This window comes from Aestuariibaculum scopimerae, from assembly GCF_059428085.1.
Genome location: NZ_CM182089.1, coordinates 300,700 through 314,971, shown reverse-complemented (window position 1 = coordinate 314,971; position 14,272 = coordinate 300,700). Strand labels below are relative to the sequence as shown.

Genomic DNA, 14,272 nt, shown 5'->3' with positions numbered 1-14,272 from the left:
TGTAGATGTATTATGTTTGTATTTTGAAAATGCAAAAATACACTTTTTTACGCATTTAATTTGGCTTTTTTTGCGAAAGCATTGTTGATTATTAACAGTATTTTCAACAATAGTATTTAAAAGTGTTTTTTTAGGATGCTAGTAACAGATTGATAGTAAGAGCTACCAAACAAATTTAAGTGGACCAATAGATAGTAGAGCTGATACATATCTATGCGTGCTGCTGTATAGGCATCTTGAGGATGGATATTGTGATAGGCTACATAGAAGGCATTACCAAAGCCACCAAATAACTTGGTCATGGCTATATCTACTTCGTGGTGCCCGTAATACATAGCAGGGTCTATAAGGTAAGGGGTGCCATTGGTGGCAATTATATAGTTGCCACTCCATAGGTCGCCATGTAATAAGGCTGGTACGATATCCTTGCATAGAAGCTTTAAGGCATCTTGCATGCGCGTGCGTGACGGACAATCACTATGGGATAGTAATTGTTTTTCTCTTGCCAATTGAAGTTGTGGCAGTAGGCGTTCCTCTATATAAAAGTCGGTCCAATTATTATGAGACATGTTGCTTTGGGGTAAACTCCCGATAAAGTTGTTTTGTTCCAGCCCAAATGTGTTTGTAGTAACATGATGTAGGGCAGCCAGTTGCATTCCCAAGGTTTCAAAATCCTGTGATGTGGGCAATTTGCTTTCTACATATTCCATAATTAAGAATGATGTGCCTTGAAAGTGGTTACACGCTATAACTTGTGGTGTTTTAATGGTGTTTGTGTTACGAATGTGCTCTAAGGCATAAGCTTCGGCTTTAAACATGTTAAGGGCATTGGTCCCTTGATGTGCTTTAAGAAAATAGGCATACTTTGGGGTGGTTATTTTATAGGCTTGGGAAATATCGCCACCGGACAGGCTTTGCCAACTTGTGATTGGGCTTTGTAACAGTTTAGCGATGTAGTTTTTGAATTCTGGAATCAGCATATAAAAATAAGTAATTCAACTTAGTCACCCTTAGCCAACAAGGCCATATAAAACCCATCGTACCCGGATTGATGTGCCAGCACTTTATGGTCTTTTACCAGTTTAAAACCTTTACCATCTTCTGAATTTAAGAAGGAGTCAACTTGTTCCTGATTTTCTGAAGGTAATATGGAACATGTGGCATACACCAGTTTGCCTGCAGGTTTTACCATTCTGGAATATTGCTGTAAAATTTCCTGCTGGGTGGTTTTAATAGTTTCAATAAAGTCGGGTTGTAATTTCCATTTAGCATCTGGATTTCTGCGTAAAACGCCTAATCCGGAGCAAGGTGCATCGATTAGAACGCGATCTGCTTTTTCATAAAGTTTTTTAATAACTTTAGTAGATTCGATGGCTCGGGTTTCTATGTTGTGAACGCCATTGCGTTTGGCACGGCGCTTTAATTCATGCAGTTTGTTTGCATAAATATCCAAGGCTATCACTTGCCCTTTGTTTTCCATAAGCGAAGCAATGTGCAAGGCTTTACCACCCGCACCCGCACAGGCATCTACCACCCGCATACCAGGTTGTACCTCTAAAAAATCGGCAACCAACTGTGAGGATGCATCTTGTACTTCAAAATGCCCGTTCTTAAAAGCTTCGGTTTGAAATACATTGGTGCGTTCTTTAAGTTTTAGGGCCTGGGGGTAGCCTTTTATAAATTCGGTTTCTATATCCAAGTCGAATAACTCGGCCTGTAATTTTTCTTTACTTGTTTTAAGGATATTAACCCTTAAAATAACGTCGGCTTGCTCATTTAATGCCGCTATTTCTTTGGTCCAAACGGTATTGCCTAACTCTTTCTCGCCCATAGCGTCCATCCAATCGGGGATGGCTTCTTTAAACTTTCTAATCTTGGAAAGTTCATCAAAGCGCCCTTTTATTTTACGTGTAGGTGTATTTTCAAAATATTTCCAATCGGGTAACTTAATACCTTTAAGGGTGGCCCAAACGGCAAATATGCGCCAAAGGTTGTCACGATCAAAAGGTTCTTTAACTTCTGCAATTTCGGCGTACAGGCGTTTCCAGCGTACAATGTCATAAGTGGTTTCGGCAACAAACGCTCGATCGCGACTTCCCCAACGCTTATCACGCTTTAGGAGCTGTTGTATCACTTTGTCGGCATACAGGCCTTCGTTAAAAATTAAAGTTAAACCGTCTATAACCGAGAAGCATAAGTTTCTATGTAACCGCATGATGTTTTATTAAGGATGCAAAGTTACGTTAATTGCTACGAATACGCGAATGTTTTATTATTAGAATGAATAGACTTATCTTTCCTGAAAATTAATAGTTAGGTAGTGATGAAACGCTTTGCTCTTATAAGTCTGTTTGTTGTTGTTTTAAGTTCCTGTGGAAATAAGGAATCGATTATTCCAAGGGATTTTAATCAAATAAAAGTTGAAACCATTTTAGAGGATTCCCTTTTAAGTGTAAGGGCCATAGACATATTGAACGATGGGAGTTTGTCCTTTGCGGCTAACAATGGAACTTTTGGTTTGTACAATCCTAAAAAGGATTTGTGGCAAACATCGGTGGTCACTTACGACTCCTTGAATTTGCACTTTCGGGCTGTGGCACATACTAGTAATGATTTTTTTATGTTGAGTATAGCCAACCCGGCACTGTTGTACAAAACAGGTGATACAGGTAGTATGGAACTGGTTTACAAAGAAACAGGAGCGGGTGTTTTTTATGATGCTATGGCGTTTTGGAATGATATGGAGGGTATGGCTGTTGGTGACAGTATGAATGGATGCTTGTCGATTATCATAACCAGAGATGGCGGACAAACATGGCATAAATTGCCTTGTAAAGTTTTGCCAAAAGCCGAACCCCATGAAGGCGCTTTTGCGGCCAGTAACACTAATATAAAACTGCTAGGTAATAAGGCTTGGGTGGCTACTACTGGTGGTAATATTTATTATTCTGAGGATAGGGGTGTCACTTGGAGTATGATTAAAACACCTATGGTGCAAGCGGGTGATACTGAAGGTATTTATTCGATAGATTTTTATGATGCTTTAAATGGATTTGCTATTGGGGGTGATTATACAAACCCTGATACCAATAGCGCTAATAAAATAAGAACTAGTGATGGCGGCAAAACCTGGCAGGTAGTTGCCGATAATCAACCTCCGGGTTACCGAAGTTGTGTGCAATATATGCCAGGTAGAGCAGGCAAGGAATTGGTGGTTGTTGGTTTTAAGGGTGTGGATTACAGCCATGATGCTGGTAATACATGGAAGCATTTAAGTGATGAAAGTTTTTATACGATTAGGTTTTTAAATGATAGTGTGGCTTATGCTGCGGGAGCTAAACGCATATCAAAACTTACTTTTAAAGAATAAAAAAGGGAGCAATATGCCCCCTGTAATTTATTTTTTATGATCTTCCTGTTTCATTTTCTTGAACAGATGCATGAGTTTCTTTTTAAAGTCATCTTCTGCAATCTTGAGCAGAATGATTTTTTTGGGAGATAGCACGTTCTGTAATTTATTGTTTAGCTTATTTTTTTCTTCACATAATCTGGATTCTGCACTTTTAAGTTGTACTAAAAGCTCACTGGCTCGTTTATCAGACATGGTATTGGCATGGTCTTTAACCTCACGACGTATTTTATGAATTTCGTCAAGTTTTATTTTTAAAGTTACTTTGTCGTAGGCATTGTAAATGGGCCAAAATTGTTGGGCTTCACTTTCTGTTAGTTGCAGCCATTTAGACAATACAGATACTTTAAGTGACTGTATTCTGTCCCTTTTACTATCTCCTGTTTGGGAGAAACTGTTAAAGGCGATAAAAAATACTAATAATGTAATTATCTTTTTCATTTGTATGTGTTTTTAGATACTAGATATTAGACCCTTTGCTGCTAATCTCTTCTCTCTGTTCTCTTCTCTCTGTTCCCTGCCTTGCCGGCAGGCAGGTCTGCTCACTATTCAACAATTAAGTCTTCAATATCTAAATTATTTATTAAATATGTTTCTACCGCTTCTTCGTCCAAATTATACTGCACAAACTCGGTTTCAACAAGGTCTTCTTCTTCTATTAATGCTGCAATTTCATAAGAGTCTACAACATTTTCATTAATGATATAATTTTCAACCGTTTCGGAATCTAAGTTGCTCCAGGGGGTTGCTTTAAATTTATTAATGGCTAGGGTAATTAGCAGTAATACTGTGGCGGCAACGCTTGATATATATATAAAACGTTTGCTGCGTAAGATGGAAATGACTTTAACTGATTTTTCAGCTTCAATCCTGTTGGAAATGGTATCTTCTAAGGTATTGAAATATGAATTGGGTAAAGTAAAGCCACTAGTATGGGCTGCTTCTTTTAACTTTATTTCGGTTATAAGCTTATCCTCTAAAGTATCAAAGTAATTATCTGGAGCTTTAAATCCTGATTTTTTGATAGTATGTAATGTTCCTTTTTTCATTTCTCTACGCTCTTTGCTCTTCTTATATATTCGTAATAATCTTCATTACGGATGTTTTATATATTAATGAGACTTTATTTTAGGCTAAAGGTTTAATTTTTAGTTAAATAAGCTTCAATTTTTTTAGTGGCTATATGATAGGATGCTTTTAGAGCCCCCTCACTGGTTTCTAAAATATCAGACATATCCTTAAACTTTATGCCTTCAAAATACTTCATATTAAAAACAATTTGTTGTTTTTGTGGCAATGTAGCAATGGCTTTTTGTAATTTTAACTGTATGGCATCGCCTTCAAAATACACATCGGCCTCTAAATTATTGATGGCCAATAATTGCACAGCTTCATTGGTTGTTTGTAGCCGTTTGGCATTTTTATTTATAAATGTAATAGATTCGTTGGTTGCAATGCGGTACATCCACGAGAACAATTTACTGTCGCCCTTAAAGTTATTAATATTTTTGTAAACCTTTATGAATGTGTTTTGCAGGACATCATCAGTATCGTCATGTGATTTTACTATATTTCTAATATGCCAATACAACCGCTCTTTATAAAGCGTCATTAATTCTCTAAAAGCTTGCTCTTTATGTTTGTCAGATTTCAGGTTTTCTAACAATTGTACTTCGTCAACCACAAAAATACTTTACAAATTAGACCAATAAATGTACTAAAAGTTTAAGGTGCATAAGGCTAAAATTTTATTAATTTTTAAAATATTGATAAACAGAATGTTATAAATAAAAACATCGATTAAGTGTAAATTAATATCGATAAAATGCGTTTTTTCTTGTACAATATGTTTTTTTGTTTTAAGTTTGCTTCAAGAAACCTACTTATGAAGTTAGTCGTCCCCAAGTCTAACAGAACAAAAAAAAAGGATAACAGCCCAAATCGTTATCCTTTTTTGTTTTTATAATGGTATGTGTTATTTACTCGAAACTTTGCATTTCCACGAGTTTTTGGTAAACGCCTTTTTTAGCGATTAATTCATTATGCTTGCCTTTTTCTACAATTTCCCCTTTGTTTAGAACCACAATATCATCAGCATTTTGTATGGTAGACAGGCGGTGCGCAATAACGATAGAGGTTCTGTTTTTCATCATGTTCTCTAAGGCTATTTGTACTAAGCGTTCGCTTTCGGTATCTAGGGCCGAAGTGGCTTCATCCAATACCATAATGGGGGGGCTTTTAAGCACGGCACGGGCAATGCTTAAGCGTTGTTTTTGACCACCAGACAACTTGTTACCAGAATCGCCTATGTTGGTATCTATACCATTGGGAAGGTCTTTTACAAATTCCCAGGCGTTGGCAATTTTTAGCGCTTCAATAACGGCTTCATCAGTGGCGTTATCGTTTCCTAGTTTTAGGTTGTTTTTAATACTATCGTTAAACAGGATGGCGTCTTGGGTAACGATACCTAGTTGTTGTCTTAAAGACCGAGTGGTAAGATCGCGAATATCTTGACCGTCTATTAAAATACGCCCCTCATTAACATCATAAAACCGGGTGATGAGGTTGGCAATGGTAGATTTTCCACTACCGGATTGTCCTACCAAAGCCACAGTTTTACCTTTGGGAATGGTTAATGAGAAATTCTTTAAAACATAATCGTTTTCATATTTAAATGATACGTTTTCAAATACGATTTCAGAATGAAAGCCCTCTTTATCTAAAGCATTTTTCTTGTCTTTTAAAGGGTTAGGAGATTCGATGATTTCCTGGATACGTTCGGCTGCTGCATTACCTTGCTTAATATTATAAAGCCCTCGGGAAATGGCCTTGGCGGGTACCATGATATTATATGCAAGCCCCATATAAGCGATAAAGGAACTGCCATCAAGCGAATCGTCTACAAGTACCAATTGTCCTCCATACCACAATAGGATGGAAATGACTAAAATGCCCAAAAATTCACTGGTAGGTGAGGCCAAGTTTTGCCGGTTTAACAATTTATTTGAAAAGTGGTAAGCACGTGCCGACGATGCTTTGAATTTAGCATCGAATTTACCTTCAGCATTAAAACCTTTAATGATGCGTAAGCCAGTTAGTGTTTCTTCTAAGATGGATAAGATGTTACCCTGCTCGTTTTGAACACGATCTGATTTTCTTTTAAGGCTCTTGCCCACTCTGGAAATTACTACTCCCGACAATGGAATGAAAATAAACACAAAAAGGGTGAGCTTGGCACTAATGATAAGCATCATAATGATGGTAAAAATAATCATTAACGGTTCTCTTGCTATTAGCTCTAACACGGGTAGCATAGAATATTGTAAGGTGGACACATCGTTGGTAACACGCGCCATGATATCGCCTTTTTTTTGCTCAGAAAAATAGGAAAGTGGCAGCTCTACTGTTTTTTTGTAAACCCGGTTTCTTAAATCGCGTACCACGCCATTCCTTAAGAATACCATAAAATAGTTTGCTAAATACCCAAAGATGTTCTTTAGAAGAAACAAAACAATAATAAGGCCTACCACCAAGAGTAAGGCCTTTTGTGGATCGTTTTCTGCATACAGGTTCACTTGGTAAGCCAAGTAGTCTTTATAGAAATCCTTTAAATCGGAAATGCCCGTGTAAATGGGCTTTACTAATACCGTTTTATTGGTTTTTTGCTCAAATAGTATGTCAAGCATAGGTATTAAGGCAATAAATGATAAAGCACCAAACAGTGCATATAGTATATTGGACACAATATGTCCTAATGCATACCGTTTATAGGGCTTGGCATACTTGAGGATATTTATAAATTGATTCATTAAATAAGGTTCATGTCTTTTAAAATAGCTTCGGCCTTGGCATCCAATAGTGCTTCGGTTGCTTTAAAGTCGGCTACCGATTTCATTGGTGTGTTCACACTAACATAGAACTTTATTTTTGGCTCTGTACCACTTGGTCTTAAGGCTATTTGGCTACCGTCTTCGGTGTAATAGATCAATACATTGGATTTAGGAATGTCGATAGGATGCTCCGTTCCTGTTAATAAATGCTTAACGGTAGATGATTGATAGTCTTCAATCTTAACAACCTTAGAACCATTAATACTTGTAACAGGATTTTCGCGGGCATCAATCATCATTTGTGTAATTTCTTGGGCACCTTCAATACCTTTTTTAGTGAGCGACACCAATTTTTCTTTGTAACAGCCATATGTTACGTAAAGCTTAATTAGTTTTTCGTAAAAGGAGCTACCATTGGCTTTAGCATAAGCGGCAATATCGCAAGCAAGCAGTGTTGAGGTTACGGCATCCTTATCACGAACAAAATCACCAACCATATATCCAAAACTTTCTTCGCCACCACCAATAAAATTAAGCTCAGGAAAGTCTTTAATAAGCTTGGCAATCCATTTAAACCCTGTTAGTACAATTTTGCTATCTACTTTATAAGCGTTGGCTAATTTATTTAGCATGGGAGTAGACACGATGGTTGAGGCTATAAATTCCTTGCCCTGAATTTTGCCTTCCGATTGCCATTGTTTTAATAAAAAATCGGTCATCATCACCATGGTTTGGTTTCCGTTAAGCAATTGTAATTTGTTTTCAGAATTACGAACAGCAACACCCAAGCGGTCACAATCTGGGTCGGTGCCAATAACAATATCGGCATTGACCTTTTCTGCCAGTTCCAGGGCCATTTTTAAGGCAGCAGGTTCCTCTGGGTTTGGAGAGGCTACTGTTGGAAAATCCCCATCAGGAACTTCTTGCTCTTTAACAATGTGTACATTTTTAAAGCCAGCACGTTTTAAGGTTTCGGGTACGGCCGTTATGGAGGTGCCGTGAAGCGATGTAAATACAATATTTAATTGGTCTTTGGCTGCTTTTGAAGCAGCTATGCTACCATTTTTAACGGATTCGTTGATAAAAATATCGTCAATATCTTTTCCAATGTAATGTATTAGGCTATTGTTGGCTTCAAATTTAATATCGCTATACTGTAAGCTATTAATAACTTTAATAACAGCATCGTCATGTGGGGGCACTAATTGGCCACCATCTTGCCAGTAGACTTTATAGCCATTGTATTCTGGTGGATTGTGTGAAGCTGTTAGTACAATGCCACAGTGGCAGTTTAGGTGCTTTACTGCAAAAGATAGTTCGGGTGTAGGACGTAAATCTTCAAACAAATAAACTTCAATACCATTTGCGGAAAAAACATCGGCCACTACCTTTGCCAAGGTTTTACTGTTGTGCCTACAATCGTATGCAATAACGGCTTTTGGAGTTTCGTTGGGGTATAATTTATGAAGGTAGTCGCTTAAACCCTGTGTGCTTTTTCCAAGTGTATATTTGTTAATGCGGTTAGTGCCTACACCCATAATGCCACGCATACCGCCAGTACCAAACTCTAGATCTTTATAAAAACTTTCTTGAATCTCTTTCGGGTTGTTTGCAATACTGTCTTTTATGAAAGTTTGAGTGTTTTCATCAAACGTTGGGGTTAGCCAAGTATTGATTCTATCTAAAATTTTGGGTTCAATATGTATCATGATGTCTTAAAAAAATATGTTTCAAAAGTAAGCAATTGCAATATAATAAAAGTAGGCATTAGGTAGAAAACGAAACTGTTTTAAAGTTATTAATTTAAATTTAATTCATCTTTGATTAAATAGCGTTTTTTGTCCTGTTTTGTTCGCAATATGATTTCTCCTAGAAAGCCAGCAACAAAAAACTGGGTGCCTATGACCATAGTAGATAAGGCAATATAGAATTGTGGTCGTTGCGTAATAAGTCGGCCATAAGGGTTTAAAAACAATTTGTCAATGCCAAGATAAACAGCAAAACCTAAGCCTATGGCAAACATAATGACCCCTAGGGCTCCAAATAAATGCATGGGACGTTTGCCAAAGCGGGATAAAAACCAAATAGTAATTAAATCTAAGAAACCATGAACAAAGCGGTTCATGCCAAATTTGGTTTCGCCATATTTCCTGGCTTGGTGCTTTACAACTTTCTCGGTTATTTTGGTAAACCCAGCATTTTTGGCCAGGACGGGAATGTAGCGGTGCATTTCGCCATTAACATCAATGTTTTTAACAACATTGCTATTATAGGCTTTTAAACCGCAGTTAAAATCGTGCAGTTTTACACCCGATGTTTTTCTTGCGGCCCAATTAAATAACTTTGAGGGTAGGTTTTTTGCAATAACAGAATCGTAGCGTATTTTTTTCCAACCAGACACTAAATCGAAGCCATCTTTAATAATGCTGTTATAAAGTTCTGGAATTTCGTCCGGATTATCCTGTAAGTCGGCATCCATGGTTATCACCACGTTACCTTTGGCCTTGTCGAAACCAGCATGTAGGGCTTGGGATTTTCCAAAATTCTTTAAGAAACGAATCCCTTTAACACAATTGTTTTTTGCCGATAGTTGAGTGATTATTTGCCAAGAATTATCAGTACTACCATCATCAATAAAAATAATTTCATATGAAAAATGATTGGACTGCATAACATTTGCAATCCAATCATGTAATTCTATTAAAGAGTCTTGTTCGTTAAGTAGTGGTATGACTACTGATATATTCATTTAAAACGCTTTCAATAAGTTCATGCTTCAAAAATACTGAATTTATTTAAGCATTTGATCTTCCTTTTTTAAAATTAGTCCAGTAATGAGTGATATAATTATGCCTAGTACTAATGTTCCAATTAAAGTAAAAGTGCTCATAGCAAAAGGAGAAGTAAACATATTGGTCATTTCTATTGCTTTTTCAATTTCTTTTCCTTTTAAATTGGGAGATTGTTGCATCATTTTTTCTAATGATTGTTCTCTTATGTTATCTATAAATTCAGGCTGGATATAAGAATAATGAAAGTAAGTATAAATTGCAGTAACAACAGCTCCAACTGCAGCAATTGCAAGGCCTAATTTAATTGCTTCTCCAAATTTTAAAAAACCATCATTAGTTTTCTTATATGTTATTATTCCATAGACAAAAATTAAAATAGTTCCAATAAAGCTTACTGAGCTAATTATCCAGTTTTTTTCTAAATCAAAGGCATACATTATTATTATAATTGAGATTGATAGTATGCCTAAGTATAACCCATAGTTGGTGGCTACCGATTTTAAAGATTTTTCCATTTAAATGTGTTTATTTGTTAGTTGAACAGTTAGTAATCAAAGATAGTAATTCGTTACATTTAAACAGACAATAAAAAATATAAAAAAGTATTGTGAATTTATAAAAATTACTTATTTTTGCACTTCCAAAATTGAAAAGAATATAAAGCTTTACGCGATGAAAAAAGGTATACATCCAGAAAATTATAGAATTGTAGCATTTAAAGATATGTCTAACGATGACGTGTTCTTAACAAAATCTACAGCGAATACTAACGAAACTATTGAGGTTGATGGTGTTGAGTATCCACTAGTTAAAATGGAGATTTCTAGAACATCGCACCCTTACTATACTGGTAAATCTAAATTGGTAGATACTGCTGGTCGTATTGATAAGTTTAAAAACAAATACGCTAAGTTTAATAAATAAGCTTAAATTTAAATATATTTTAAAGCCTTTCGTAACTGAAAGGCTTTTTTATTATATCTAATTCAGCTATTTTTGTTTAAACCATAAGTTTTAGGTAGAAGTGATAGCAACTTTTAACTTTTAACTTTTAACTTTTAACTTCCAGATGAACTACATCCTTTTTGATGGTCCTTTCCGCAACAATTTATTGCCGTTTACATTTACTCGCCCAGTGGCCGATATACGTGTTGGAATTTTAACCATACGTGAAAAATGGGAAACTTTTTTAGATACTACAACTACAACAGTAACGGAAGATTACCTTTCTGAAAAATATCCCATGGTGGAAATGGATGAGAATATCATGATACATGCTTCCTATTTGCCAAACTTTGAGCTGGTGGAAATGATAAAAGGCTTACAGGAAAACCAAGCTATTTTTAAAGATGAGGATGTTATTGCTTTTTATACAAAGGACACCCAAGAAGCCATAGATTTTGATACTTATGAAGCTTTGGAGTTTAATGATGATATTATAAAAATAGAATATACTTGGGATATTTTTTCTAAAAACGGAGAGGCTATACAGGAAGATTTTGGGTTATTGACCAAAGGCAGGACTTCAAAAGCAATTCCGGCCAGTAATCATGTTATATCACCCGAAAATATTTTCATAGAAGCGGGTGCTAGTTTAGAATTTATAACCCTTAATGCATCTAAGGGGCCTATTTACATTGGAAAAAATGCTGAAATTATGGAAGGTACCACCATACGTGGACCTTTGGCTTTATGTGAAGGGGCTATCGTAAAAATGGGCGCTAAAATTTACGGACCCACAACGGTGGGGCCTTACTGTAAGGTTGGTGGCGAAATCAATAATTCGGTGCTGTTTGGTTGTTCTAATAAAGGACACGATGGCTATTTAGGGAATTCTGTTTTGGGCGAATGGTGTAATTTAGGGGCCGATACAAATAATTCTAACTTGAAGAATAATTATGCAGAGGTGCGTTTGTGGAATTATCAAACAGAGAACTTTGCTAAAACGGGCTTACAGTTTTGTGGCCTTATGATGGGCGACCATAGTAAATGCGGTATCAATACCATGTTTAATACGGGTACAGTAATAGGGGTAAGTGCCAATATTTTTGGTAGTGGTTTCCCCAGGAATTTTGTACCAAGCTTTTCATGGGGTGGTAGCAGTGGTTTTACCACCTACCTAACTAAAAAATCGTTTGAGGTTGCCGAGGTTGTCATGTCCAGGCGTGGTATAGCCTTAACTGAACAGGACAAGGCTATTTTGGAGCATGTTTTTGAGGAAACCAAAAAATACCGACGCAACTAAAAAAATATTATATGTTAGGAGTTTTATTGATTTATTTTATTGGTAAACGGTTTTATGACCTAGCTGAAGAATTTAAACAAAGCAAATGACTGTATGCTATAATTAGTGTTGTTGTTTATTATGCTGCTGGTTTTGTGTTTGGGGTTGTCTTGCTCTTATTGGATATTTATGTGTTTTATTGGGGGCTGGATTGGGACAATAATTATGGAATTAATTTATTGAGCATACCCATTGGGTTGCTTGCAGTTTGGGGGTTTTATCATTTTTTAGAGAACAGATGGAAGAAACAAGTGGTTTTGGTAAAAGATGAGATAGACGATATAGGAAATCATCTTGAAAATAAAGGTTAGTCCTTTTTAACCCGTTTTAAATCCAATAAATTAATGGGGTTAATGCCCAATCCCTTTACATTTTTCCTTGTAAAACGTACTACTTCATCATAAAACAAAGGTACTACAGGTGTTTTTTGCATTATTAGAGAATCCATCTTAGTATAAAGTGCTTCACGGTTTTTAGTATTGGTTTCTGTAAATGCTTGCTCATACCATGTGTCGAACAGTGCATTCTTAAAATGGGTGTAATTGGGACCATTGGGAGCAAAGTTCTTGCTATAATATAGAGACAAGTAGTTTTCCGCATCAGGATAATCGGCTACCCAACTGGCGCGGAACAAGCTGAGCTTGCCATTTGCTTTGGCGTCTTTTAAGGTGGCTGGTGGAATAACGTCTACGTTAACAAGCAATCCTGTTTTTTGGAGTTCTCGTTGTATGTATTCGCAAAAACTCAGGTAATTGCTAGTAGTGGTGATAGCGATTTCAGGGTTTTGAATACCCGTTTCTTTTTTAAACTGTGCTACCAATTGTTTAGCCTTTTCGGGTTGGTATGTAAAGCCTATAGAGGCACTATAACCCGGAAGCCCCTTAGGGATAAAACCACCATTGGCAGGAATACCAACACCGTTTCGTAGATAGATCATCATTTTATTTTTATCAAAGCCATAGTTTACGGCTTTTCTAATGAGGTCAGACTGTATTTCTGGAATATCGGAATCTAAAAAAAAGGCTAAATACTCAGTATTTAAATACGGACCGCGAATCATATTTACAGTATTAGTATACACATCGCGAAGTTGACCGCTAGCTGTTAAGATATCGTCTTTATAAGAGGCATCTAATCCTGTAACAAAATCAATGTTACCTTGTGCAAACTGTAAAAATTCACTTTGCTTATCAGGCAAAAAGGTAATGGCAACTGCTTCAAGATAGGGGAGCGGCTGGCCTTTCGCATCGCTTTCAAAATAGTTGGTATTTTTCCTAAATACTAGCTTAATGTTCTCTACCCAACGTTTAAATTTAAAGGGCCCTGTGCCTATGGGGTGGGCCCTGAAATCGCTGCCATAGTGGTCTACAATTTCTTTAGGAACTACCGAGCAGTACTTCATGGTCAATAACCCTAAAAATGCGGGGAATGGTTGTTTTAGTTGTATTTGAAATAAGGTATCGTTAACCGCACGAAAGCTTTCAACCTTATTTAAAACCCAACTGCCAGGTGAGGCAATCGACTTGTCCAATAGCCTGTTAAAACTATACTCAAAGTCGCTGGCATTAACAACTCTAGTGGAATCTTTTCCAAACAAGATGTGCTTATGAAAATAGACATCGTCGCGCAATGTAAAATCATAAGTACGAGCATCATCAGATATGGTCCATTGCTTTGAAATACAAGGCTTAACGTTTAGTTGGTCGTCCATTTGAACCAAACCGTTAAACAATTGGTTGGTGGCCCAAATATCTGCAATGTCCTTAGAAAAAGCAGGGTCTAACGATCCGATATTTTTGTGTTCATTATATCTAAAAACAAGGGTGTCGTTTTGGTTTTTGGATCTCTTTTCACAAGATATAAAAACCATTATTATGCAACTTATTGGTAAATAGAAGTATAGTAATCTATTAAGTGATGTAATTGGTTTTATCATATCATTAATAAGTTGTAAATT

Annotated in this window: 14 protein-coding genes; 4 read left to right on the top strand and 10 right to left on the bottom strand. The window is 36.4% G+C overall.

Annotated features, from left to right (window positions below; translation table 11 throughout):
- Positions 1-116: 116 nt before the first annotated feature.
- Positions 117-980 (bottom strand): fructosamine kinase family protein, encoded by an 864-nt coding sequence (locus AC5SR4_RS01480; RefSeq protein ID WP_495357769.1) that lies wholly within the window; start codon positions 978-980, stop codon positions 117-119.
- Positions 981-1,000: 20 nt separating this feature from the next.
- Positions 1,001-2,215 carry an RsmB/NOP family class I SAM-dependent RNA methyltransferase gene (locus AC5SR4_RS01475; protein ID WP_495357768.1) on the bottom strand — a complete coding sequence of 405 codons (1,215 nt, stop codon included), beginning with the start codon at positions 2,213-2,215 and terminating at the stop codon, positions 1,001-1,003.
- Positions 2,216-2,323: 108 nt separating this feature from the next.
- Here AC5SR4_RS01475 and AC5SR4_RS01470 point away from each other — a divergent pair, with 108 nt between their 5' ends.
- Complete coding sequence (locus tag AC5SR4_RS01470; protein ID WP_495359140.1) at positions 2,324-3,370, top strand: WD40/YVTN/BNR-like repeat-containing protein; 1,047 nt, start codon at positions 2,324-2,326, stop codon at positions 3,368-3,370.
- A 27-nt stretch (positions 3,371-3,397) separates the two neighbouring features.
- Here AC5SR4_RS01470 and AC5SR4_RS01465 read toward each other — a convergent pair whose 3' ends face one another.
- The 7 genes from AC5SR4_RS01465 to AC5SR4_RS01435 all read right to left on the bottom strand — a co-directional run bounded on the left by AC5SR4_RS01465 (position 3,398) and on the right by AC5SR4_RS01435 (position 10,546).
- Positions 3,398-3,850, bottom strand: coding sequence for a sensor of ECF-type sigma factor (locus tag AC5SR4_RS01465; protein ID WP_495357767.1), 453 nt, complete (start codon positions 3,848-3,850; stop codon positions 3,398-3,400).
- A 104-nt stretch (positions 3,851-3,954) separates the two neighbouring features.
- The gene (locus AC5SR4_RS01460; protein ID WP_495357766.1) at positions 3,955-4,458 is read right to left on the bottom strand and encodes a hypothetical protein; all 504 of its coding nucleotides are present in this window, start codon (positions 4,456-4,458) and stop codon (positions 3,955-3,957) included.
- A 92-nt stretch (positions 4,459-4,550) separates the two neighbouring features.
- Positions 4,551-5,093: an RNA polymerase sigma factor gene (locus AC5SR4_RS01455; protein WP_495357765.1), complete on the bottom strand. Its 543-nt coding sequence runs from the start codon at positions 5,091-5,093 to the stop codon at positions 4,551-4,553.
- 295 nt (positions 5,094-5,388) lie between these two features.
- Positions 5,389-7,218 carry an ABC transporter ATP-binding protein gene (locus AC5SR4_RS01450; RefSeq protein ID WP_495357764.1) on the bottom strand — a complete coding sequence of 610 codons (1,830 nt, stop codon included), beginning with the start codon at positions 7,216-7,218 and terminating at the stop codon, positions 5,389-5,391.
- A complete protein-coding gene (locus AC5SR4_RS01445; protein WP_495357763.1) occupies positions 7,218-8,948 on the bottom strand; it encodes a phospho-sugar mutase in 1,731 nt (576 codons plus the stop codon). Before AC5SR4_RS01445 ends, AC5SR4_RS01450 begins: the two co-directional genes overlap by 1 nt.
- An 89-nt stretch (positions 8,949-9,037) precedes the next feature.
- Positions 9,038-9,988: a glycosyltransferase family 2 protein gene (locus AC5SR4_RS01440; protein WP_495357762.1), complete on the bottom strand. Its 951-nt coding sequence runs from the start codon at positions 9,986-9,988 to the stop codon at positions 9,038-9,040.
- A 42-nt stretch (positions 9,989-10,030) separates the two neighbouring features.
- Complete coding sequence (locus AC5SR4_RS01435) at positions 10,031-10,546, bottom strand: DUF4199 domain-containing protein (protein WP_495357761.1); 516 nt, start codon at positions 10,544-10,546, stop codon at positions 10,031-10,033.
- A gap of 157 nt (positions 10,547-10,703) precedes the next feature.
- Here AC5SR4_RS01435 and AC5SR4_RS01430 point away from each other — a divergent pair, with 157 nt between their 5' ends.
- From AC5SR4_RS01430 to AC5SR4_RS01420, 3 genes are all read left to right on the top strand, one after another.
- The gene (locus AC5SR4_RS01430) at positions 10,704-10,955 is read left to right on the top strand and encodes a type B 50S ribosomal protein L31 (protein ID WP_495357760.1); all 252 of its coding nucleotides are present in this window, start codon (positions 10,704-10,706) and stop codon (positions 10,953-10,955) included.
- A gap of 145 nt (positions 10,956-11,100) precedes the next feature.
- Complete coding sequence (locus tag AC5SR4_RS01425; protein WP_495357759.1) at positions 11,101-12,276, top strand: GlmU family protein; 1,176 nt, start codon at positions 11,101-11,103, stop codon at positions 12,274-12,276.
- A 134-nt stretch (positions 12,277-12,410) separates the two neighbouring features.
- Positions 12,411-12,626, top strand: a complete 216-nt coding sequence (locus AC5SR4_RS01420; protein WP_495357758.1) for a hypothetical protein — start codon at positions 12,411-12,413, stop codon at positions 12,624-12,626.
- Here AC5SR4_RS01420 and AC5SR4_RS01415 read toward each other — a convergent pair.
- Positions 12,623-14,185, bottom strand: coding sequence for an ABC transporter substrate-binding protein (locus AC5SR4_RS01415; RefSeq protein WP_495357757.1), 1,563 nt, complete (start codon positions 14,183-14,185; stop codon positions 12,623-12,625). The two genes, AC5SR4_RS01420 and AC5SR4_RS01415, sit on opposite strands and share 4 nt — an antisense overlap.
- Positions 14,186-14,272: the final 87 nt, after the last annotated feature.